General features: G+C 69.2%; 22 protein-coding genes. 8 read left to right on the plus strand and 14 right to left on the minus strand.

The window, feature by feature from the left end:
- Positions 1–18 precede the first annotated feature (18 nt).
- On the minus strand, positions 19–417 hold the full coding sequence (locus ACSQ14_RS04805) for an MAPEG family protein (protein WP_436010267.1): 399 nt from the start codon (positions 415–417) through the stop codon (positions 19–21).
- Positions 418–470: 53 nt separating this feature from the next.
- Entirely contained in the window at positions 471–1,145 is a 675-nt protein-coding gene (locus tag ACSQ14_RS04810; RefSeq protein ID WP_436010269.1) for a DUF2939 domain-containing protein, read from the minus strand.
- Positions 1,146–1,339: 194 nt separating this feature from the next.
- Between ACSQ14_RS04810 and ACSQ14_RS04815 the strand changes: the two genes are divergently transcribed.
- A complete protein-coding gene (locus ACSQ14_RS04815; protein WP_436010271.1) occupies positions 1,340–1,954 on the plus strand; it encodes a hypothetical protein in 615 nt (204 codons plus the stop codon).
- A 110-nt stretch (positions 1,955–2,064) separates the two neighbouring features.
- Here ACSQ14_RS04815 and ACSQ14_RS04820 read toward each other — a convergent pair whose 3' ends face one another.
- Positions 2,065–2,814 carry a hypothetical protein gene (locus ACSQ14_RS04820; RefSeq protein WP_436010273.1) on the minus strand — a complete coding sequence of 250 codons (750 nt, stop codon included), beginning with the start codon at positions 2,812–2,814 and terminating at the stop codon, positions 2,065–2,067.
- Positions 2,815–3,091: 277 nt separating this feature from the next.
- On the opposite strand from ACSQ14_RS04820, the gene ACSQ14_RS04825 reads away from it, so the two are divergent.
- Entirely contained in the window at positions 3,092–3,898 is an 807-nt protein-coding gene (locus ACSQ14_RS04825; RefSeq protein ID WP_436010275.1) for an HNH endonuclease, read from the plus strand.
- 547 nt (positions 3,899–4,445) lie between these two features.
- Here ACSQ14_RS04825 and ACSQ14_RS04830 read toward each other — a convergent pair.
- Positions 4,446–4,607, minus strand: a complete 162-nt coding sequence (locus ACSQ14_RS04830) for a hypothetical protein (RefSeq protein WP_436010277.1) — start codon at positions 4,605–4,607, stop codon at positions 4,446–4,448.
- 187 nt (positions 4,608–4,794) lie between these two features.
- On the opposite strand from ACSQ14_RS04830, the gene ACSQ14_RS04835 reads away from it, so the two are divergent.
- Together ACSQ14_RS04835 and ACSQ14_RS04840 are read left to right on the plus strand one after the other, a co-directional pair.
- A complete protein-coding gene (locus ACSQ14_RS04835; RefSeq protein WP_436010279.1) occupies positions 4,795–5,028 on the plus strand; it encodes a hypothetical protein in 234 nt (77 codons plus the stop codon).
- Positions 5,029–5,161: 133 nt separating this feature from the next.
- A complete protein-coding gene (locus ACSQ14_RS04840) occupies positions 5,162–5,950 on the plus strand; it encodes a DUF4236 domain-containing protein (protein ID WP_436010281.1) in 789 nt (262 codons plus the stop codon).
- A 53-nt stretch (positions 5,951–6,003) separates the two neighbouring features.
- On the opposite strand, the gene ACSQ14_RS04845 is transcribed toward ACSQ14_RS04840, so the two are convergent.
- Both ACSQ14_RS04845 and uvrB read right to left on the minus strand, forming a co-directional pair.
- Positions 6,004–7,539, minus strand: coding sequence for a GNAT family N-acetyltransferase (locus ACSQ14_RS04845; protein WP_436010283.1), 1,536 nt, complete (start codon positions 7,537–7,539; stop codon positions 6,004–6,006).
- 504 nt (positions 7,540–8,043) lie between these two features.
- The gene (gene uvrB / locus ACSQ14_RS04850; RefSeq protein ID WP_436010285.1) at positions 8,044–10,296 is read right to left on the minus strand and encodes an excinuclease ABC subunit UvrB; all 2,253 of its coding nucleotides are present in this window, start codon (positions 10,294–10,296) and stop codon (positions 8,044–8,046) included.
- Between the two features lie 221 nt (positions 10,297–10,517).
- Between uvrB and ACSQ14_RS04855 the strand changes: the two genes are divergently transcribed.
- Together ACSQ14_RS04855 and ACSQ14_RS04860 are read left to right on the plus strand one after the other, a co-directional pair.
- Positions 10,518–10,823 carry a GIY-YIG nuclease family protein gene (locus tag ACSQ14_RS04855; protein WP_436010287.1) on the plus strand — a complete coding sequence of 102 codons (306 nt, stop codon included), beginning with the start codon at positions 10,518–10,520 and terminating at the stop codon, positions 10,821–10,823.
- Between the two features lie 624 nt (positions 10,824–11,447).
- Positions 11,448–12,374, plus strand: a complete 927-nt coding sequence (locus tag ACSQ14_RS04860; protein WP_436010289.1) for a cell wall hydrolase — start codon at positions 11,448–11,450, stop codon at positions 12,372–12,374.
- A gap of 2 nt (positions 12,375–12,376) precedes the next feature.
- Here the strand turns inward: ACSQ14_RS04860 and ACSQ14_RS04865 are convergent, their stop codons facing one another.
- Complete coding sequence (locus ACSQ14_RS04865) at positions 12,377–13,318, minus strand: GlxA family transcriptional regulator (protein ID WP_436010291.1); 942 nt, start codon at positions 13,316–13,318, stop codon at positions 12,377–12,379.
- An 80-nt stretch (positions 13,319–13,398) separates the two neighbouring features.
- Between ACSQ14_RS04865 and ACSQ14_RS04870 the strand changes: the two genes are divergently transcribed.
- Positions 13,399–14,082: a DJ-1/PfpI family protein gene (locus ACSQ14_RS04870; protein ID WP_436010293.1), complete on the plus strand. Its 684-nt coding sequence runs from the start codon at positions 13,399–13,401 to the stop codon at positions 14,080–14,082.
- Between the two features lie 130 nt (positions 14,083–14,212).
- On the opposite strand, the gene ACSQ14_RS04875 is transcribed toward ACSQ14_RS04870, so the two are convergent.
- The 5 genes from ACSQ14_RS04875 to nadA all read right to left on the minus strand — a co-directional run bounded on the left by ACSQ14_RS04875 (position 14,213) and on the right by nadA (position 18,199).
- Positions 14,213–14,443 (minus strand): hypothetical protein, encoded by a 231-nt coding sequence (locus ACSQ14_RS04875; RefSeq protein ID WP_436010295.1) that lies wholly within the window; start codon positions 14,441–14,443, stop codon positions 14,213–14,215.
- A gap of 1 nt (position 14,444) precedes the next feature.
- Positions 14,445–14,657, minus strand: coding sequence for a hypothetical protein (locus ACSQ14_RS04880; protein ID WP_436010297.1), 213 nt, complete (start codon positions 14,655–14,657; stop codon positions 14,445–14,447).
- Positions 14,658–14,745: 88 nt separating this feature from the next.
- Positions 14,746–15,591 carry a carboxylating nicotinate-nucleotide diphosphorylase gene (nadC, locus tag ACSQ14_RS04885; RefSeq protein ID WP_436010299.1) on the minus strand — a complete coding sequence of 282 codons (846 nt, stop codon included), beginning with the start codon at positions 15,589–15,591 and terminating at the stop codon, positions 14,746–14,748.
- Positions 15,588–17,114 (minus strand): L-aspartate oxidase, encoded by a 1,527-nt coding sequence (locus ACSQ14_RS04890; RefSeq protein ID WP_436010301.1) that lies wholly within the window; start codon positions 17,112–17,114, stop codon positions 15,588–15,590. Before ACSQ14_RS04890 ends, nadC begins: the two co-directional genes overlap by 4 nt.
- A complete protein-coding gene (gene nadA / locus ACSQ14_RS04895; RefSeq protein WP_436010303.1) occupies positions 17,114–18,199 on the minus strand; it encodes a quinolinate synthase NadA in 1,086 nt (361 codons plus the stop codon). The genes ACSQ14_RS04890 and nadA overlap by 1 nt, the downstream gene beginning before the upstream one ends.
- 246 nt (positions 18,200–18,445) lie before the next feature.
- Here nadA and ACSQ14_RS04900 point away from each other — a divergent pair, with 246 nt between their 5' ends.
- The gene (locus ACSQ14_RS04900) at positions 18,446–19,495 is read left to right on the plus strand and encodes a cell wall hydrolase (RefSeq protein WP_436010305.1); all 1,050 of its coding nucleotides are present in this window, start codon (positions 18,446–18,448) and stop codon (positions 19,493–19,495) included.
- Positions 19,496–19,705: 210 nt separating this feature from the next.
- On the opposite strand, the gene ACSQ14_RS04905 is transcribed toward ACSQ14_RS04900, so the two are convergent.
- Positions 19,706–19,888, minus strand: a complete 183-nt coding sequence (locus ACSQ14_RS04905) for a hypothetical protein (protein ID WP_436010307.1) — start codon at positions 19,886–19,888, stop codon at positions 19,706–19,708.
- 91 nt (positions 19,889–19,979) lie between these two features.
- Complete coding sequence (gene trxB / locus ACSQ14_RS04910; RefSeq protein WP_436010309.1) at positions 19,980–20,993, minus strand: thioredoxin-disulfide reductase; 1,014 nt, start codon at positions 20,991–20,993, stop codon at positions 19,980–19,982.
- Positions 20,994–21,025: the final 32 nt, after the last annotated feature.

A 21,025-nucleotide genomic window follows, 5' to 3' on the forward strand; every position in this document is an offset into this window, starting at 1 on the left:
GACCGCCCTCAGCGGGGCCTAGGCCCCGGTCCCCTGGACGACCGCCAGGACGAAAATGGCGATGGCCGCCGCGGTCGCGCCCAGCCAGATCATGCTGCGCAGCGAGGCCCGGCCCGACAGGTAGCAGGCCACATAGCTCAGCCGGCAGAGCAGCCAGACGAACGCCAGCAGGTCGACGGTCGGCGCCGGCGCATGGCGGAAGCCGGCCAGCAGCACCGCCGCGGCGAACAGCGGCAGCGCCTCCAGACAGTTGGCGTGCGCCCCGAAGGCGTTGCGCCGCCGGGCCGTGGTCAGCGCCGCCGGGTTGCGCGGGTCGGCGTTGTCATAGGTCGGCCCGACCTTGGCCATGATGACCAGCGGGTAGGGCATCAAGGCCCCGACCAGCAGGATCCAGTAGGCCGCGAGCGGCTCGGGCATGACGTTTCTCCCCCTTGAGCGTCTTTCGCCGAACGCCGGCGTGCGACCGGAGCTTAGCCGTGAGCGGCGGCGGTGGGGAAGGCGGTGAGCGGCGTCACCGCGCGCGCGCCGTCGCCACCGAACGCGATGGCGTCCTGCGGCAGGTGGATCCGCGTCAGCCGCCAGCCGAACAGGCCCTGCCTGTGGAGCACGAAGTCGATCCGGCCGCCGGCGTCCTCGCGCGACTGGCTGGCGACCACGAAGGTGTCGAGGTCGCGGTAGCCGTAGCTGAGCTGCGGACGTTTCGGCTCGGCGGGCGCCGGCGAGGTCGTCGCTGCGGGCGCAGCGGGCTGCGGGCCCGGTTGAGCGGCGGCGGCCGGCGGCGCGGCGGCCGGCGCCTGGCGACCGGTCCGGCCCTCGACGATCATGCTGGAGATCGCGTCCGGCGTGATGAAGGCTTCGACGCTGCGCTCGACCAGCGCCGGCACCACCAGCGCCGCCATGCCGGCGAACGGATTGTCCTTCAGCTCCGGGTCCGACTGGATGGACTGCATCAGCATGGCGTTGAGCTGGCTCTTCAGGCCCTCGCGCACCGCCGGGAAGTCCACCAGCTGCTCCAGCCGTACGGCGTCGCCGCGGGTCGCCGCCGCCTTCAGGCTGTGCACCGCATAGAGCGGCGAGGCGAAATACCAGCCGAGCAGCAGCGCGACGATCGCGGCCGCGCCGCCGACGATAAGCTTTTTGGACATGTTTCCCCCAATCCCCACGCAGCCATAGTGCGAGCGTCGGCGCCTCTGCAACCGTGAAGCTTGTTTGCGCGCGGCGGCGGGGAGGCCCCGAGGTGTTGCAGCGCGGCCGCACCTGCCGCGGCGCCGCATGCCGGCCCGGAACCTGCGCCGTGCTCAGCCGATTCCTTAATGTGCAGCCGTATCGAGCTTAGACCATGTCCAGGCACAGCTTCCGCAGCCAGCCGACCCTGCGACGCAGCGGCGGCTGGCGGCCGCCGTCGTCGCTGCTCGGCCTCGCCGGCCTGGTCGCGCTCGGCCTCAGCTTCGGGGCGATCGTCAGCCACATTCAGGAAAGCCCGATCACCAGCGGCCAGGCCTACGGCGTCGCCGATTCTGACCTGGGCGGGGCCGCCGCCCGTGTCGAGGCCGAGGCGCAGGCCGCTGCGGCCGCGCCGCCGCTGCTGGTGCTCCCGGCCCCGCAGCTGATCCAGGCCTCGGCCCCGGTCGCCGCCAAGACCCCCAAGCCGCGCGCCCCGCGCGCCGCCAAGCCGCCGCGCACTGAGGCCGCCGCCGCCCCCACCCCGCAGCAGGCCTGGGAGCAGCAGCGCCAGGACTACGAGCGCGCCGTCGAGACCTACGAGGCCAACGAACGCGCCGAAGGCCGCCGCTGGGCGCAAGCCAACCGCATCCGCCTCGCCCGCTACTGCCGCGCCGCCGCCGGCCGCACCCCGGCGTTCCTGCAGGGGTGTCTGAGCCACGCGCGCGCGGAAGGCGGCGGCGCCGCGGAGCGGGCCGGGGCGGGCGCGGAGCGGGCGGGGGAGCCGGGGTAGGCCGGCGGGCGGGCGCAGGTCTGCAGCCCGCCGATGACCGGCGCGCGTCAGCGGTGGCGAGGGCGCAGTTGGGTAGTGTGTCGCTGAATTTCCCGGCAAGCGGTTGGCGCTCAGGGCGATGCAGCCTGGGGCGCCGCCACAGGCGGGTCAGCGGCCGCCGCGCGGTCGGGGCGAGTCTGGGACGGCTCCGGCCAGCTCAGCGCCAGGAAGGGTGAGCCCAAGGCGCCGCTGTCGATCTCCTCCCGGGCCCAGGCCTCTTCGGCCAGCCGGCTCCAGTCGGGCGAAAGGCCGAGGTCGCGGCACACCCGGGCGATGATCTCCCCGACCGGTTGGGCCAGCAGGTCGCCGTAGATCTCGTCGTGATCGAGCCGTTCCCAGGCCGCCTCGGCCAGCCGGTCGACCTCGTCCTCGTCGCTGAGTTCGGCGCGGATCACCCGCTCGACGATCCGCTCGACCCGCGCCTTGCGCGCGGTCTCCAGGGTCTGCCGCTCGCGTTCGGCCTCGACCTGCTCGCCGCGCCGCAGCCGGACGGCGGCCTCGTCCAGCGCCTGCAGGTCCTTGATCAGCCTGGCCTGCAGGGCGACGGTCAGCCGCACCGCCCGCGAGGCGCGCGCATAGGCCAGCGCGACGTCGCCCTGGACGACCGGTCCTGGCGCGGGGGTTGCGGGCGGCTCGGCCGCCTCCGGCGCTTCGGCCGCGTGCGGCGGGGCCGCCGCCGTCGCCTGCCGCTCGATCGCCAGCGCGACGTTGAGCCCGGCCTCGGCCAGCCGCCCCAACACCCACAGCTGCCGCTCGATCAGCGCGCGAGGGGCGGGGGCCTGGTCGTCGGCTTCGGGAGCGGGTGGGGCCGAGGCGGTCATCGGCGAACGAAGGGTGAACGATTTGGCGGGTTTGTCGAGGGGAGACGGATTGCCACGTGGATCCTTGGCGGCATTGGGCGAGGGGACATGCGATCCGCGCTAGCGCGAGCGACGCGTGCCGATTGGCGTTCGGCCCCGCGCAAGCTAGGCTTTACCGAAATGCCGCGCTTCTGGTGGGTCAATCATAAGCAAACGGGCCGACAGGAAGTCGACGGCCAGTACCTCAGGCGATCTGATCCTGTCTTATATCGCAGGAGAGATACGGTTTGTTGGCCGCGTGACCGAGTTCGCGTTCACCGCGCCTAAGCCGGCGGAGTTTGGCCGGACAGGTGCGAACTGGAGCGAGGAGGGATGGCTTTTACCGGTCTACTGGGCGCCGCTGAGGCCCGCGGTTCGGCCCAAGGACCTGCTGGATCAGTTGGCACCGCGGCTACCCAAACGCCATTCTCCCATTCGAGCCGAAACGGGGAATGGCAACCAGAAGGCCTACCTCGCAGAGGTGGACCGATCGGTGTTTGAGATCATTACCGACAGGGCGACATTCGACCGCCGCGCTGCCGCAATCGGGGGGGCAAACAGCCTCACCTTCGAGATCGTCAACGAGATCCTCGAAGACCAAGTAGAGCGGCGCATCTCAAGCGACCGATCACTCGACGATACCGTCAGGCAGGCCTTGATCAACGCGCGTCGCGGACAGGGCGCGTTCCGCAAGAACGTGGAGGGGGTCGAGAGCCGATGCCGGCTCACTGGGGTCACAAACCCAATGTTCCTCATCGCAAGTCATATCAAGCCCTGGCGGCTTTGCGGGACCGCCGCTGAAAGGCTCGACGGAATGAACGGCTTGCTGCTCACGCCAGACGCCGATTTGCTTTTCGATCGGGGCTTCATCACCTTCGGCGAGGACGCCGGTGTGATGGTCTCAAAGCGTGTCGACAAGCACGACTTGCGGAGGCTTGGCTTTGACCAGCTTACTGTCGATCGCTTCGGCTTCGAAGAAGCACCAAGCATCTGGAAGACGGACACCTTCGCGCCCGATCAACAACGCTACCTAGCATACCATCGCGCTGAGATATTCGTCGGTTAGTTGCGCCAGGTCCTCTGAGGATCACCGAACGCGGGGACAGCATACCTATCCCCGCAGATCGCCAGCCGCCCGGTTTAGGCGCCGGCCGCGGGCGACCCCGGGCGACCTTGCGGCCGAGGCGCTGTTCGAGGTCCGCGATCAATCGGTGCTCCCGAGCGGACGGCCGGTGGTCTCAGCGGTGCGCAGAGCCGTCGCCGTCGCGCCGTCCTCCGCGCTTTCGAAGAAGCTGGCGAAGTCGCCGATCCGCTCCAGCAGGGGGGCGACGGTGACGACTTGGTCGTCGCGACCCGCCAGATGGGCGCGCGCTCGACCACGGCCAGTCGTCCGGGTGGCCGACCAAGCGCGCGCGGACCGGGTTCAAAGCAAGGTAGCGCGCTGCGGCCAGCAGATGGGCCTCGTCCATCACGACCGAGGCGAAGCAGTTCTGGAACAGTTGTCCGCTCCAGCGCCGCGCGCGTTGACGGGTGTAGCGCCTGTGCGCCTCCCCAATCGCCAGGCCAAGCCCCACCGCGTCGGATGGGGTGAGGATCAGATGGACGTGGTTGGGCTAGGCCCAGGCCTCGACCCCGCGCCGCCGCGCCTGTTCCGCCAGCAGGTCGCGATAAATCTCCTGGTCGCCGTCCTCGAAGAAGATCGGTGCGCGCCGATTGCCCCGCTGGGTCACGTGATGCGGCAGACCGGGGGCGATGACGCGGGCAAAGCGAGCCATTCCGGACGCCTAGCACGAGCGTGAACAAAATGGAAACATCGCGGCGGGCGGCGGGCGGCGGGCGGCAGAAGGGTATCATGTCCCCGGATCCCGTCGCGCCGCAGCCGCAGCTCATCTCGGCCCCGGTCGCCGCGACGCCGACCAAGGCCCGCGCGCCGCCAAGCCGCCCACCGTGCATGAGGCCTGGGTGCAGCAGCGCCAGGACTACGCGCGCGCTGTCGAGACCTATGACGCCAACGAGCGGGCCGAGGGCTACCGCTGGGCGCAGCAGAACCGCATCCGCCTGAACCGCTACTGCCGCGCCGCGGAGGGGCGGACGCCGGCCTTCCTGCAGGGCTGCCTGAACTACGTGCGGCAGGAGCCGTCCGGCGCCGCGGAGCGGGCTGGGGCTGGCGCCGAGCGGGCGGGGGAGCCGGGGTAGGGGGCGAGTGACGTCGATGCGGGAGCGGCTCTGATCCGGCCTGGCACCGTACCGCCCCGGCACGAAATAGTGCGCAAGGCGTTCTTCCCAAATCCTCCGCAGTTCAGCCGCCGAAGCGGCACAAGAGCAGGCCATGGGCTTCAGCTTTCGCAAGAGCGTTAGGATTGTGCCTGGGATCCGACTGAATCTCTCGTGGGCGCAACGCGGCGCAACCGCAGGACTGTCGCTTGGAGTTCGAGGCGCGCGTCTCAGCGTGAACTCTCGAGGAATGGCGCAGACTTCAGTTAGCATTCCGGGCACGGGCCTGAATTATGTCGCGCGGCAGAACCTCCTCGATAAGCAAGGTCACCTGGAACGGCCTCCCTTGGAGGCCGAAGCGCAGAGGCTCAACTGCGGGCGTTGGGTGGGGCTTGGCGTGCTGGGCATAGCTGCCCTGATCGCTTTTCTGACGCAGCAGCGAGGCGGGGTGCGTCAGCCGGGCCAAGACGCGCTCCCAGCGAATGAGGGCACGGCGCCCACAGTACAGGACAGGCTGTATGTAACGGCCAGCGCGCTTCGCTGTCGCGAAAACCCTGACGCCACGGCGCCCGTCGCACATCGCTTCACGAGCGGACAAGCTGTCATCGTAGTCGAGCGAAGCGGAGATTGGGCTCGGGTTGCCCGGCCAAACACGTCGTGCTGGGTGTCCAGCCGCTACCTAGCGGCAGAGTTCGCTGCGCCTCCTAAGCGAGCGGCGCAGGCGCAACCGCGGAAGTTCGAAGCGGTGCCGGAAGCTCGGGTCCGTCGGGGCGTCAGTTCCCGCGTGAGCGTGTTTGCAAACTGTAGCGAGGCGCGAGCTGCAGGCGCCGCCCCGGTGCGACGTGGCGATCGAGGATACAGCCCCCGGCTTGATCGGGACGGCGATGGGGTGGGCTGCGAGTGAAGTGTCGGTCCGGGGGAAGCCTGTCTCGCGTCATCGTAGGTGCGAAGTATATTCTAGGCAGACACAAGCGTAGCGCCGATCTTCTTGTGAATTTTTGGGATCGCGCTCGGTGGAATTCTCACAAAGGATTGTGGAGTGCCCTGGAGCGCGCCAATATCCATCAGGTCGCTTAGTGATAGCGGCGTAGATAGGTATCCATAGAACAGGAAGTTCAATATTTTTAGAGGTCCGCGCAGCGTTAGTTCTTCGATTTCCCTATTGCTGTAAACTGATCGCTTTGAAACTATTTCGATAGCCTCAGATAGTCCTTTTGCTTCGACGTAACTTTCGGCGACGCCAATCGCGATCAAGCTGCTCGGAACGCCAAATTCATTGTCTTGGGTTCTGTAGAAGCAAACTAAGGACCCTGGCTCTACGGTATTTAGGCGGGCGTGAGATAGGTATGCCTTGGATATGCTGTTCGACGGGCTCGACCGGTCGGCGCTTCCTTGTGACCAAGCTCCAGTAAACAGTTCGCCAGGCACGTTTGGGAGGCGGCTGCGGGCTTCGGGGAACAATCGGTCGTGGTAGGCGGCTCGCACCGGAACGATGATGCCTGCTGAGAATGTGGTGGGGAATGCGGGGTAAGCGCGGCGAACTTGCGTCAGGCGATGGGCGTTCAGAGCCAAGGCGCGAGTCCAAGTTTTCGCGTATATTAGTTCGCCATCGTTGTTTTCGCCGACGCGTCTGAAGCCATACCTTCTAAGAAGTTCTCTTAAGGCCTGTTGCTTCGGAAAAGCCGTAAGATATATCGAGTCAAATCCTGCATCAAATCCAAAGCACATTGCCTGGCGAAGTAGTTGTTCGCCTAGCCGACCTCCGCGGTAAGATTCTGACACCTTGAATGTGCATAATTTTAATATGCGTTTTCCAGAGACGCATTGCGGTGCCTCGTTGCGACTTTCGTCTTTGAAGACGCAAAGTCCGGCGATATTTTCAGAGTCGGAAACGGTCCAGCATTCCCGGTGCTTCTGGCAGCAAATATCCCTCCACCAGGTGCGGAATGGGGCGTAATCGCGCTCAAGGCTGTCAAAAATAGGATCGTTGGGGTCGAGTTCGTAGCAGTATCGCCTCTGTATTGATCTAAGTATGTAATCTGTTCGTGCGTATGCGTCAGTTATTTGATCTATAGTTTGGCGAACATACAGCAGGCGATCTGCGAGGCCGTGCCTTCTGGCTCTCGTGTGTAGCCCGGAATCTTCGGTGACCAAAAAATCAACTACGCCATCCGACAGGGATGCCAGCATGTGGCAATCGCATTCGTCGTTATCGTTTCTGATTTCGCCAAACGCTCGCGCAAGATCTCCGCGTGTTCTCCAGCTCTTTTTTACGGAATTGTACTTCCGAAGCTTGGAGAGCGAGACGGCTCTGCGGTGGACGTCGCGATCTCGGCGAAGGTCGGCGGCGGAGGCCTCGTGTGCATAGATGGCGTGATTATTCGCCTGCAACTCACGCAGCAGTTCGGCATAGCTTACTGGGGTCTGCCTCGGATCCTCTATCGGTATGAGGATGTTCGTGTCGAGGAGGTATCTGGGCAGCCTGAACTCCAATAAGCCGAAGCAGATCTTCGTTGCTCAAGACGCGGTAAGATTGCGGCGGGCGCATTCCGCAGCTTGTAGCCATTTCGCCTATAAGGATCGGCTTTGCAAGCTTTTGAGGCAGGGTGAGGTGCAAAGCGAAGCCTGTTTTGCATCCCTTGAAGTAGGCTTGAAATGCCTTGTGAGGGATTTCGCCGCAATGCTTCGCGCAGTGCCATAATTCCTTCAGCGGGAGCTCTTCGACACGATCGATCGTGCACCAACCGGTGACGGCCTTTACCGGCGCGGTCTCGTAGATGAGCATTAGCGACGGGATTGCGGTCTTAAGCGAAAAGCGACGCCTCAGCTCAACAGTCTTGGATCCTGCGAATATTCGCTCGCAGTATCCAGGGTGGATGCTGAATAAGTGCGGCATCTGAGCTCCGATTGCGATTCGGAGCATACCTGGACTAGGCGCTGGAACAAACCGCGCCCACGCCACCTTTCGGCCAGTTCCGCATTCTCTGTCCGCCGCCCCTACTTGCGCCGGCCCTTGCGGAACGCCTCGGCCTTCTCCGCCCGCACCTCGGCCTTCACCCGCTTGACCCCTTCGCGGTCGGGGGCCTCGCCGTCGCCGGCCAGGGCGTCGGCGGCGAACTCCAGGTCGAGCAGCTTCAGCCGCTTGACCTCGTCGCGCAGCCGGGCGGCCTCCTCGAACTCGAGGTTGGCGGCGGCCGCGCGCATCCGGGTCTCGAGGTCCTTGAGCGTGGCCTTGAAGTTGTCGCCGACGAACGGCGTCGCCCCGCCTTCCGCCACCCCGACCGGCACGGTGACGCGGTCCTTTTCGTAGGGGCTGGCGAGGATGTCCTTGATCTGGCTCTTGACGCTCTCCGGGGTGATGCCGTGCGCGAGGTTGTAGGCCTCCTGCTTCTCGCGCCGGCGCTGGGTCTCGGCCATCGCCCGCTCCATCGAGCCGGTGATCCGGTCGGCGTAGAGGATCACCCGGCCGTCGACGTTGCGCGCCGCCCGGCCGATGGTCTGGATCAGCGAGGTCTCCGAGCGCAGGAAGCCTTCCTTGTCGGCGTCGAGGATGGCGACCAGGCCGCACTCGGGGATGTCGAGGCCCTCGCGCAGCAGGTTGATGCCGACCAGGATGTCGAACGCGCCCAGCCGCAGGTCGCGGATGATCTCGATCCGCTCCAGGGTGTCGACGTCGGAGTGCATGTAGCGCACGCGCAGGCCCTGCTCGTGCATGTACTCGGTGAGGTCCTCGGCCATCTTCTTGGTCAGCACGGTGACCAGGCTGCGATAGCCGCGGGCGGCCGCCTGGCGGGCCTGGTCGATGACGTCGTCGACCTGGCTGAAGCCGTCCTTGACCACCGGCTTGACCTCGACCGGCGGGTCGATCAGCCCGGTCGGGCGGATCACCTGCTCGGCGAACACGCCGCCTGAGCGCTCCATCTCCCACGGGCCGGGGGTGGCCGAGACGTGCACCGTGTCCGGCCGCATCGCGTCCCACTCCTCGAACTTCATCGGGCGGTTGTCCATCGCCGACGGCAGGCGGAAGCCGTACTCGGCGAGGGTGAACTTGCGCCGGTAGTCGCCGCGGTACATGCCGCCGATCTGCGGCACCGTCTGGTGGCTCTCGTCGACGAACAGCAGGGCGTTCTCGGGGATGTATTCGAAGAAGGTCGGCGGCGGCTCGCCGGGCCGGCGGCCGGTCAGGTAGCGCGAATAGTTCTCGATCCCGGCGCAGGAGCCGGTGGCGTCCATCATCTCGATGTCGAAGGTGGTGCGCTGCTCCAGCCGCTGCGCCTCCAGCAGCTTGCCCTCGGCGACCAGCCAGTCGAGCCGCTCGCGCAGCTCGGCCTTGATCTGGTTGATCGCCTGGCGGAGCGTCGGCCGCGGCGTCACATAGTGGCTGTTGGCGTAGATCTTCACGCCCTTCAGGTCGGCGGTCTTCTTGCCGGTCAGCGGGTCGAATTCGCTGATCGTCTCGATCTCGTCGCCGAACAGCGAGATGCGCCAGGCGCGGTCCTCGTAGTGGGCGGGGAAGATCTCGATGGTGTCGCCGCGCCGGCGGAACGTGCCGCGCTCGAAGGCCTGGTCGTTGCGCTTGTATTGCAGCGCCACGAGGTCGCCGAGCAGCTTCTTCTCGTCGATCCGCTCGCCGGGGGTCAGCTGGAAGGTCATCGCCGTATAGGTCTCGACCGAGCCGATGCCGTAGATGCAGCTGACCGAGGCGACGACGATGACGTCGTCTCGCTCGAGGATCGCCCGGGTCGCCGAGTGGCGCATGCGGTCGATCTGCTCGTTAATGCTCGAGTCTTTTTCGATGTAGGTGTCGGTCCTGGGGACGTACGCCTCAGGTTGATAATAGTCGTAGTAGGAGACGAAGAACTCGACCGCGTTGTCCGGGAAGAAGCTCTTGAACTCGGAATAGAGCTGGGCGGCGAGGGTCTTGTTCGGCGCCAGGATCAGCGCCGGCCGCTGGGTCTGCTCGATCACCTTGGCCATGGTGAAGGTCTTGCCGGAGCCGGTGACGCCGAGCAGCACCTGGTCGTGCTCGCGCTGTTCGAGCCCGGCGACCAGCTCGGCGATCGCCGTCGGCTGGTCGCCGGCCGGGGCGTAGTCGCTGACCAGCTTGAAGGTCTGGCCGCCCTCCGACTTGGCCGGCCGCGCCGGGCGGTGCGGCTTCCACAGCAGCGGCATGGTGTTTTCGTCGTAGTCGAACGCCGCCGACATGTCCGCGACGCCGCCGCCAGCGGATTTTCCGGAAGAACGAGCCATGAACGGCAAGGTAGGGCGCGCGAGCCGGCGACGCTAGGGGCCCCATCCGCTCATCCCGGCGAAGGCCGGGATCCAGAGGCGGGCTCAGCGGTGGGCGCGAGAGGCGCGGCGCTCGTCCATCAATCCGTTGCGGCCGGACCTGGGTCCCGGCCTTCGCCGGGACGAGCGGGAGTTTTTGCATCCGCCGCTCCCGCTGCTAGCGTCGCCGTCAGGAGGGGGCGATGTTCTACACCTACATCGTCGCGAGCCGCCGCAACGGCACGCTCTACACCGGCTCGACGGACAACCTCTTCAAGCGGGTCCATGAGCACCGGGAGAAGCTGCGCGACGGCTTCACGGCCAAGTACGGCGTGCACATGCTCGTCTGGTTCGCGCCGCACGAAACCCGCGCAGGGGCCTTCCAGCACGAGCGCCGCATCAAGGAATGGCGGCGGTCCTGGAAGTTGCGGTTGATCGAGGAGCGCAATCCCGACTGGGTCGATCTCTACGACCAACTCCCGGAATTGATTGGCGTGCCGTTCCGCTGAGCCTCCCCACCCGCTCATCCCGGCGAAGGCCGGGATCGAGATGGCGGGCTCGGCGGTGGCCGCGAGCGGCGCGGCGCGCATCCATCGATTTTCAGCGACTGAATCTGGGTCCCGGCCTTCGCCGGGATGAGCGGGTGGGGGAGCTCGGTTGATTCTGTCGACCCGGCCGGCCAGGGCGCCCCGCGCCAACCGCCGGTCGCCAACCCTGGTTCCGCTGAAGCTTTTGACCTGCGCAGTTCCGGGCGGCTCAGCTCGCCTCGGGCGCGAATAAAGCATTCCCAAGTAATGGATGCTCATTTGATAAATTGGCGGATGTTCGGAGAGTTGGCGCGGGACTTGCGACGAAACAGCGCGAGTGGATCAAAGGGGCACACCTGCCTCATTTCAGCCTGATCTGAAGGTGCATTGCACAAACCGCTTGCCAAGCTTCACCGGAGGCTTCATAAGTCATTCACCATTTGCCGTCGCCTACCCCACCGAGTCCCGGGTAGGCCAGCCGGCGAGCGCTGCCAGCATGGGCAGGGGCGTTCGCGGCGACAATTGTCGGAGGGCAGCTACGCCCTCGCGGATCAGGACGCGTTAGTTTTGAAATCTGGATTGCAGACGCGGGCCGATTGGCGCGCGTTGATCAGCGCTGCCTTCATCGGCTCGGGCGTCGGCCTCGCCCTGGGCGCCCTTTACCTGGGCGCCGGTCTGGGCCGCGCCGTGCTCGACCACAGCCGCGCTGAACACATCGCCGCCACCGCGGCCACCCTGCGCCCCGGGCCCGACGCTGCGGCGTTGACCCTGGCGCTGGCCGCGCCGTCGGTCGCCGCCACGGTGCAGCCGGCCAGCGTGGCCGAGAGCGTCGTCGCGCGGGTCGCCGAGGCCAAGCCGAGCCGGGCGCGCGAACTCGAATGCCTGACCCAGGCGGTCTATTTCGAGGCCCGCGGGGAAAGCTCCCGCGGCCAGCAGGCCGTCGCCACAGTGATCATGAACCGGGTGAAGAACCCGAAGTTCCCCAGCACCATCTGCGGCGTCGTCTACCAGGGGGCCAACCGCCGCCACGGCTGCCAGTTCTCCTTCGCCTGCGACGGCCGCGCCGAGCGGGTGGTCGAGAACACCGCCTGGGAGCGCGCCCGCAAGGTCGCCGCCCGCGCGCTGTCCGGCGCGGTGCTGCGCGACGTCGGCGGGGCGACCCACTTCCACACCACCGAGGTCGCGCCGGCCTGGGGCTCGCAGATGCTGCGCACCGCCCAGGTGGGGCTGCACGTCTTCTACCGCTTCAATCCGAGCGGCGCGCGCCGGGCGGCCCCGCGGGCCCCGGCCGAGGCGGTGTTCGCCAGCACCTCGACGGTGCAGCCGGTCGAGCTGCGGCTGGCCTCGGCGGTGCTCGCGCCGGCGAACGACGCCGACGCGCCGATCGCCGCCGGGCCGCTGCCGGAGCCCCGCCGCGAGGCCAGGCCGGAGGTGAAGGCCGCGCCGCGTCTCGACCTGCCGCCGGCCGCCGCGACGGCGCCGATCGCCAAGGCCGACCCCGCGCCCAGCCGCGGCGCCGCGGCGGCGTCCTAGCCTCAGATCCGCGCCGCCCGGCGCAGCGCCTGCGGCGGTTGGCCGAAGGCGCGCAGGAAGGCCCGGCGCATGCGTTCCGGATCGCCGAAGCCGACCGCCTCCGCCACCTGGTCGATCGGCTCGCGGCTGGCCTCCACCCGCTGGCGGGCCGCCTCCAGCCGCAGCCGCTCCACCGCCTTGGCCGGGGTGACGCCGGTCTCGGCGACGAAGGCGCGGGCGAAGTTGCGCGGGCTCATCGCCGCCTGATCCGCCAGCCGTTCGACGCTGAGCGGCTCGCCCAGCCGTTCGCGGGCCCAGTCGAGCAGCGGGCCGAAGCGGCCGTTGACCCCGCCGACCGCGAGCAGTTCGGAGAACTGCGACTGGCCGCCGGCGCGCCGGTGGTGGACGACCAACTGCCGCGCCGTGCTGCGGGCGATCGCCTCGCCGAGGTCCTCCTCGATCAACGCCAGCGCCAGGTCGATGCCGGCGGTGATCCCGGCCGAGGTCCAGACCGGGCCGTCGCGGACGTAGATCCGGTCCGGCTCCAGCCGCGCCTGGGGGTAGAGCCGGGCGAACTGGTCGGTGCGGCCCCAGTGGGTGGTGCAGCGCCGGCCGTCGAGCAGTCCCGCCTCGGCCAGCAGGAAGGCGCCCGAGCAGACGCTGGTGATCCGCCGGGTCTGCGCCGCCTGCCGCTGCAGCCAGAGGGTCACGCCCTGCAGGGCGTCGCGCGCCCGGGCGCCGTCGCCGCCGGAGATCATCAGGGTGTCGTAGGCGGCGTCGTCCAGCGCCTCGGCCGTCAGGGCGACGCCGCAGGAGCTGGGCACCGGCCCCGCGGTCTCGGCGAGCAGCCGCACCTCATAGGCGGTGCGCCGAGCGTAGAGGTGGGCGATCTCGAACGCCGCGAGCGGGCCGGTGGCGTCGAGGATCTGGAAGCCCGGGAAGATGACGAGGCCCAGTCGGCGCATGGCTGAATCCGAGGATTCTATGTCGTTTCCGCCAAACGCTAGGCCTGCCACCCTGCCGCCGTCAAATCACGGAGGCGTCCATGCTTGAGATCGTCATCGCCCTCTATCCCGGGGTCACCCACCTGGACTTCACCGGGCCGCACCAGGTGCTGAGCCGCACGCCCAACGCCCGGATGACCGTCGCCTCGCTCGGCGGCCGCGACATCGAGGCCGAGGGGCTGACCTTCACCAACCTCGCCGACCTGGCGCAGGTGGCGCGCTGCGACGTGCTGCTGGTCCCCGGCGGCGTCACCGCCACCGAGGCGGCGCTGGACGAGGCCTTCCTCGCCGAGATCCACCGGCTTGGCCGCCAAGCGCGCTATCTGACCTCGGTCTGCACCGGCTCGCTGATCCTCGGCGCGGCGGGGCTGCTGCAGGGCCGGCGCGCCGCCTGCCACTGGGCCTGGCGTGAGCACCTGGCGGCGTTCGGCGCGATCGCCGATGAGGGCCGGGTGGTGCGCGACGGGAACCTGATCACCGGCGGCGGGGTGACGGCGGGCATCGACTTCGCCTTCAGCCTGCTGGCCGAGCTAGCCGGGGAGACCGTCGCCCAGGCTGTCCAGCTCGGTCTGGAGTACGCCCCGGCGCCGCCGTTCGAGGCCGGCCGGCCGGAGCTGGCCCCGCCGGAGGTGCTGGCGGCCTATCACGCCAAGATGGGACCGCTGGCCGACCGGCGGCGGGCGCAGGTGGCGCAGGCCGCGGCGCGGCTGGCGCAGATGGCGTAGGCGCAAGGTCCTCCCCTCCAGGGGGAAGTGGCGCGAAGCGCCGGAGGGGGTTGAAACCCACGAACTTCGCGGCCTGCAACCCCCTCAGTCCCTGCGGGACAGCTCCCCCCGGGGGGAGCATCTGGGGCGCTTACGGCTTGCGGCGTTCGGCGCTGTTCTCCTGGAAGTTCCGCTTCTCAAGCGGGTCGTGGCCGTGGCGGCGGTCGCGTTCGCCGCCGCCGCCGGAGACGTGGCTGTAGGGGGTGTTGGTCGGCTCGCCGGGCGCGCGGGTTTCGACCGGCGGCGGTTCGGGCTTGCTGCGGTCCTCGTGGCTCGAGCCCGGCCCGCCCCAGCGATGGGTGTTGGGGTGCTTGTCCGGCATGTCAGCGATCCTGCTGGTAGCCCTGGTTATGGGTGTTCTGCCAGATGTTCCCCTGGCGGCCCTGTTCGCGGGCGTTGACGTCTGCGTCGCCGCGCTCGTGCGACTGGTCGCCGGTCTTCAGTTCGCGGCGGTCGATGCGCCCGCCCTTGATGTCGGGCTTTTGGCCCGCATAGGCGCGCTGTTCCGGCGGGATCGGAGGAGCCTTGGAAGCCATGGTTCGTCTCCTTGTGAGGAGGTGGAACCCGACCGCGCTGGCTCGGTTCCGACGGCCGAGGTCGTGCCGGCGGCCGTCGGCCAGCGGCTCAGATCGCGTCCAGGCCGATGTCGAGCACGCCGACCGAGTGGGTCAGGGCGCCGACGCTGATCACGTCGACCCCGGTCTCGGCGATGGCCCGCACGGTCTCGAGGTTGACCCCGCCGGAGGCCTCCAGCACGGCGCGGCCGCGGGCCCGGCGGACCGCCTCGCGCAGGTCGGCGAGGCTGAAGTTGTCGAGCATGACGACGTCGGGGCCGGGCTCCAGCGCCTCGTCGAGCTGGTCGAGGCGGTCGATCTCGACCTCGACCTTCATCAGGTGGCCGGCGAAGGCCTTGGCGCGGCGCACCGCCTCGCCGACCGAACCGCAGGCGGCGACGTGGTTGTCCTTGATCAGGATGGCGTCGTCGAGGCCGAAGCGGTGGTTGACCCCGCCGCCGCAGCGCACCGCGTACTTCTCCAGCGCCCGCAGGCCCGGCGTGGTCTTGCGGGTGTCGACGATGCGCGCGCCGGTCCCTTCGACCGCCCGCACATAGGCGTTGGTCAGGGTGGCGATGCCGGACAGCCGGCCGAGCAGGTTCAGGCCGGTGCGCTCGGCCGACAGCACGGCCCGGGCGTTGGCTTCGATCCGGGCCAGCGGCGCGCCGGCCGCAACATGGGCGCCGTCGGCGACCAGCGGTTCGAACACGCCGCTCGGATCGAGCTCGGCCAGCGCCAACCGGGCGCAGGCGAGGCCGGAGATCACCCCCGGCTTGCGGGTGGCGAACACCGCGGCGAGCCGGGCGTCGGCGGGGATGCAGGCCTGGGCCGTGACGTCGCCGGCGCGACCGAGGTCTTCGGCCAGGGCGCCGCGCACGATCGGCGCGATCAGGGTGTCGGGGATGGGTTCGATCATTCGGCGGCGAACCGCAGCGCGCCCACCGGGGCGTCGACTTCGGCCAGGGTCACGAAGGTGCGGCGCGGCGCGGCCTGGGCCGCGGCGTCGGCGCGGAAGTGGCCGCCGCGGCTCTCGGTGCGGGCCAGCGCGCAGGCGGCGACCAGCCGGGCGGCGACCAGGGCGACGCTGCGGCCGTGATTATGTTCCAGCGCCTCGATCGCCAGCAGCAGGCTGGTCAGGCCGGCGGCGTCGCGCACCACGCCGGCGCGCGCGCTCATCAGCTTGCGCAGCCGCTGCAGCGCCTCGGCGGGCAGGGCAGGGGCGACGGCCGAGCGCTGCGGCGGCGTGCCGGGATCGGCTTCGGCGGCGGCGGCGCGGCCGGCACGGGCGCCGAACACCGCGGCTTCGAGCAGCGAGTTGGAGGCCAGCCGGTTGGCGCCGTGCACCCCGGTCGAGGCGCACTCGCCGGCGGCGAACAGGCCGGCCAGGGTGGTGCGGCCGTCGGCGTCAGTGACGATCCCGCCCATGTGGTAGTGGCAGGCCGGCGCGACCGGGATCGGCTGCACCCGCGGATCGACCCCGCCGCCGAGGCAGGCGGCGAACACCCCGGGGAACTCGTCGGGGAAGTGGGCGCCGACCGCCGCGCGGGCGTCGAGGAAGGCGCCGCGGCCGGCGGTGCGCTCGGCGTGGATGGCGCGGGCCACCACGTCTCTGGGCGCCAGCTCGGCCTTCTCGTGATAGCGGCCCATGAACCGCTCGCCCTGCGCGTTGACCAGCACCGCGCCTTCGCCGCGCAGCGCCTCGGTGGCCAGCGGGGCCGGGTCGCGGCCGATGTCGATGGCGGTCGGGTGGAACTGGACGAACTCCGGGTCGCCGATCAGCGCCCCGGCCATGGCCGCCAGGCCCAGGCCGTCGCCGACCAGCTCGGCCGGGGTGGTGGTCTCGGCGTACAGGCCGCCGACGCCGCCGGTCGCCAGCACCACGGCGCGGGCGGTGATCTCGACCAGCTCGCCGGCGATCTCGGCGACGACGCCGCGCACGCGGCCGTCAACGTCCTGAAGCAGCCCGCGCAGCCGGGCGCCGGTGCGCACCTCGACGTGGCGCGCGGCCATGGCGGCGACGGTCACCGCGTTCATGATCTCGCGGCCGGCCTGATCGCCCTTCACGCGGGCCACCCGGGCGCGGCTGTGGGCGGCTTCCAGGCTCTGGGCGAAGCCGCCTTCGGCGGTGCGGTCGAACGGCGCGCCGAGCGCGGCGAGCGCGCGGACGGCGGCGGGGCCTTCGGCGGCGAGCAGCTGCGCCATGGCCTCGTCGACCAGGCCGGCGCCGGCGGCGACGGTGTCGGCGGCGTGCAGGTCCGGCGTGTCGTCGTCGGCCAGCGCCGCGGCGAGCCCGCCCTGCGCCCAGGCCGAGGAGCAGCCCTGGTTGAGCGGTGCGCCGGTGAGCACGAGCGCCTTGGCGGGGGCGGTCGCGAGCGCGGCCGTGAGCCCGGCGAGGCCCGCGCCCACCACCACGACGCCGTCGTGGCGGAGCCGGCGCATCAGATCAGCTCCACGTCCACGTGGTGCCGCGCCTTGACCAGGTCGTAGCGCGCCGGGATCGCCGGCGGCGGCAGGTCGACCATGCGCTGCACCGCGAGGCGGGCGCGGTCGCTGATCGCCGGGTCGACGGTGACCTCGTACTGGTCGTGCAGCAGCGCCTGGTAGATGTTCTCCAGGGTGATCCGCTTCATGTGCGGGCACAGGTTGCACGGCCGCACGAACTCGGTGTCGACGGCGTCGGCGGCGACGTTGTCGGCCATCGAGCATTCGGTGATCAGCACCACCTGCTTCGGCTTCCGCTGGATCACGTAGTCGTTCATCGCCGCGGTCGAGCCGGCGAAGTCGGACACTTCCAGCACTTCGGCCGGGCACTCCGGGTGGGCCAGGATCTCGGCGGCGGGGTAGGCGGCCTTCAGCTCGAGGATGTCGGCGGCGGTGAAGCGCTCGTGCACCTCGCAGCGGCCCTTCCAGGCGATGATGCCGATGTCGGTCTGGCGCGCGACGTTGCGGGCGAGGAACTCGTCGGGGATCAGGATGACCCGGTCGACGCCCCACTGGCGCGCGGCTTCCTCGACCACCTGCACGGCGTTGGCGCTGGTGCAGCAGATGTCGGTCTCGGCCTTCACGTCGGCGGTGGTGTTGACGTAGGTGACCACCGGCAGGCCCGGATAGCGCTGCTTGATCAGCCGCACGTCGGCGCCGGTGATCGCCGAGGCGAGCGAGCAGCCGGCCTGCAGGTCGGGGATCAGGACGCGCTTTTCCGGCGACAGGATCTTCGAGGTTTCGGCCATGAAGTGCACGCCGGCCTGGACGATGGTCCGGGCGCTCGACTTGGCGGCTTCCTTGGCCAGCCCCAGGCTGTCGCCGACGTAGTCGCCGACGCCGTGGAAGATTTCCGGCGTCATGTAGTTGTGCGCGAGGATGACGGCGTCCTTCTCACGCTTCAGCCGATTGATCTCGGCGATCAGCGGAGCCTGCAGGCGCCATTCCATGGGGGTGATGTGTCGTTTCACCTTCTCCCAGGAAGCAGCCGTCGCGGCCTCGACCTGAGGGGTGAATTCGAACGTGAACCCGTCAGCGGCCATGGCGTCCTCCTTATGCTCAATTTGAGCATTTCACCGGCCTAAAAAAGACGCCTCGGAACACGCCCTCGGCGGCCCATTATGCTCAACCCGAGCATAACCGACCCGTCACATATAGCGCGGGTTGTCCCCGGCGCAAGACCAATCACATAAGCCGCGACGCCGAGGACGCCCGGCCGCCCCCTGCGGTCGAGCTTCTTCACCTTTTCGCCGATATCGCGTCCCACCGCCGCCGCGGGCCTCTGGCACATGCGCCGACCCCGCCCCTCCGAGGTCCGCGCCCTGACCCTGACCTTCCCGATAGCACGTCGTGCAGCGATCAGCAGCCTCGGACGCCTGGCGACGCTCGGCGCGGCGCTGGCGCTGGCCGGCTCCTGCACGCCGGGGGGCAAGGCCTACATGGCCGTCGACCGCAAGGTCACGACGGCCCCGTCCGCGCCGCGCGCAGGCCCGCCGGTGACGACGGTGGATCCGGCCGCGGCGCAGACCGCCGAGCAGATCAACGCCCTGCGGCCGTTCGCGGTCGGGCCGATCCGGCCGATGCGGCCGTTCGTCATCAAGGGCCCGTCCGGCGACCGCGCCCGCGCCTTGGAGTGCCTCAGCCAGGCGGTCTACTACGAGGCGGCCCGGGAGCCGCTGAAGGGCCAGCAGGCGGTCGCCCAGGTGGTGCTGAACCGCGTGCGCCACCCGGCCTATCCGAAGTCGGTCTGCGGCGTCGTCTACCAGGGCGCGGCGCTGCCCACCGGCTGCCAGTTCACTTTCACCTGCAACGGCTCGCTGCGCTGGCGGCCGGAGCCGGCGCTGTGGGCCCAGGCGCAGGGCGTCGCCCGCCGGGCGCTGGGCGGCTTCGTCGACAAGGAGGTCGGCTCGGCGACCCACTATCACGCAGCCTACGTCGCTCCGTACTGGGCGCCGGAGCTGGTGAAGATGACCCAGGTCGGCCAGCACATCTTCTATCGCTGGACCGGGACGTGGGGCGAGCCTCCGGCCTTCACCGGCCGCTACGCCGGCGGCGAGGCGGTGCTGACGCCTGCGGTGCTGCGCGGCGGCGAGACCCCGGCGGAGCGGAAGGTGACGCTGAGCGTCGCTGGCGAGACCCGCACCTACACCGTCGCCGACGCGGCCGCTCCCGGCGGCGTGCGCACCCGCATTCAGGGCGTGCTGCAGCCGGTTCGCCGCAAGGCGAGCCCGGAAGAGATCAAGCGCATCAACGACAGCCTGGCCGGGGTCGAGCAGCGGCTCGACGCCGAAAGCGCCGGCGCCCAGGCCCAGCCGACCGCCGCCAATGCGCCGGGCTGATCAAAAAGGCCGCTCTTCCCCGCGAGAAGCGGGGACCCAGGTTTTTTGAACCACGAAAGGCACGAAAAGCGGCTCAGCTCGAACCGCACGCGCTACGGCGTCGTCGGTCGGACCTTTCGTGTTTTTCGTGTCTTTCGTGGTTCGCTTGACGCCCGCGCTTGGAAAAACGCCTGGATCCCCGCTTTCGCGGGGACGAGCGGAGAGTGGGGCTCAGCCCTCCGGCTTGAAGCTGCGCGGCTCCGGCGCGGACTCGTGGCGCTGCACCTCGGCGGCGAGCTTGCGCCAGCCTTCGGCGATGGTCAGGTAGACGTCCCGCTCAGCGGGACTGTCGGCGCGGGCCGCCATGCGCATGACGGTCTCTGCGTGGGCCAGGTAGCGCTCGCTGTCTCTCATCACACTCGGCACGCCTTGGCGCCCTCTATGACGGGCGGAGGGCGCCTTCCGTGCCGAGCGGAGAGGGCGGAAGTTTGGCGTATGGCAGCGCTTACCAGGTGCCGATCTTCTGCGCCTCGGCGTGACTGATCGGATGGTGCGCCTTGACGTGGTCCTCCTCGGCGAGGAAGCGCACCGCTTCCAGCGCGGCCATGCAGCCCATGCCGGCGGCGGTCACCGCCTGGCGATAGACGTCGTCGGTCACGTCGCCGGCGGCGTAGACCCCCTGGATGGCGGTCGACGCCGTGCCGGGCTGCACCTTCAGATAGCCGGAGGAGTCCATCTCCAGCTGGCCCTTGAACAGCTGCGAGGCCGGCGCGTGGCCGATGGCGATGAACACGCCGTCGCAGGGGATGGTGCTGGTTTCGCCGGTCTTGATGTTTTTCAGCCGCACCCCGGTGACCCCCATCGGGTCCTGGCCGCCAAGCACCTCGTCGATGGCGCTGTCCCAGACGGTCGCGATCTTCTCGTGGTGCAGCAGCCGCTCCTGCAGGATCTTTTCGGCCCGCAGCTCGTCGCGGCGGTGCACCAGGGTCACCTTGCTGGCGAAGTTGGTGAGGAACAGCGCCTCCTCGACGGCGGTGTTGCCGCCGCCGACCACCACGACCTCCTTGCCGCGGTAAAAGAAGCCGTCGCAGGTCGCGCAGGCCGAGACGCCGAAGCCCTGGAACTTCTGCTCGGACTCGATGCCGAGCCACTTGGCCTGGGCGCCGGTGGCGATAATCAGGGTCTCGGCCAGCCACACCTGGCCGCTGTCGCAGGTCAGCCTGAACGGCCGGGCGGACAGGTCGGCCTCGACGACGATGTCGGTGACGATCTCGGTGCCGACGTGTTCGGCCTGGGCCTGCATCTGCTCCATCAGCCAGGGACCCTGGATGACGTCGGCGAAGCCGGGATAGTTCTCCACGTCGGTGGTGATGGTCAGCTGGCCGCCGGGCTGGATGCCCTGGATCAGCACGGGCTTCAGCAAGGCGCGCGCGGCGTAGATTGCGGCGGTGTAGCCGGCGGGGCCGGAGCCCACGATGAGGCAACGGACGGAGCGGGGTTCGGAACGGTTGAGAGACATGGCCGTAATGTAGGGAAGATTCTGGAGCAGTG

This window comes from Phenylobacterium sp. LjRoot219 (assembly GCF_964252995.1).
In the GTDB taxonomy this organism is placed as follows: Bacteria; Pseudomonadota; Alphaproteobacteria; order Caulobacterales; family Caulobacteraceae; genus Phenylobacterium.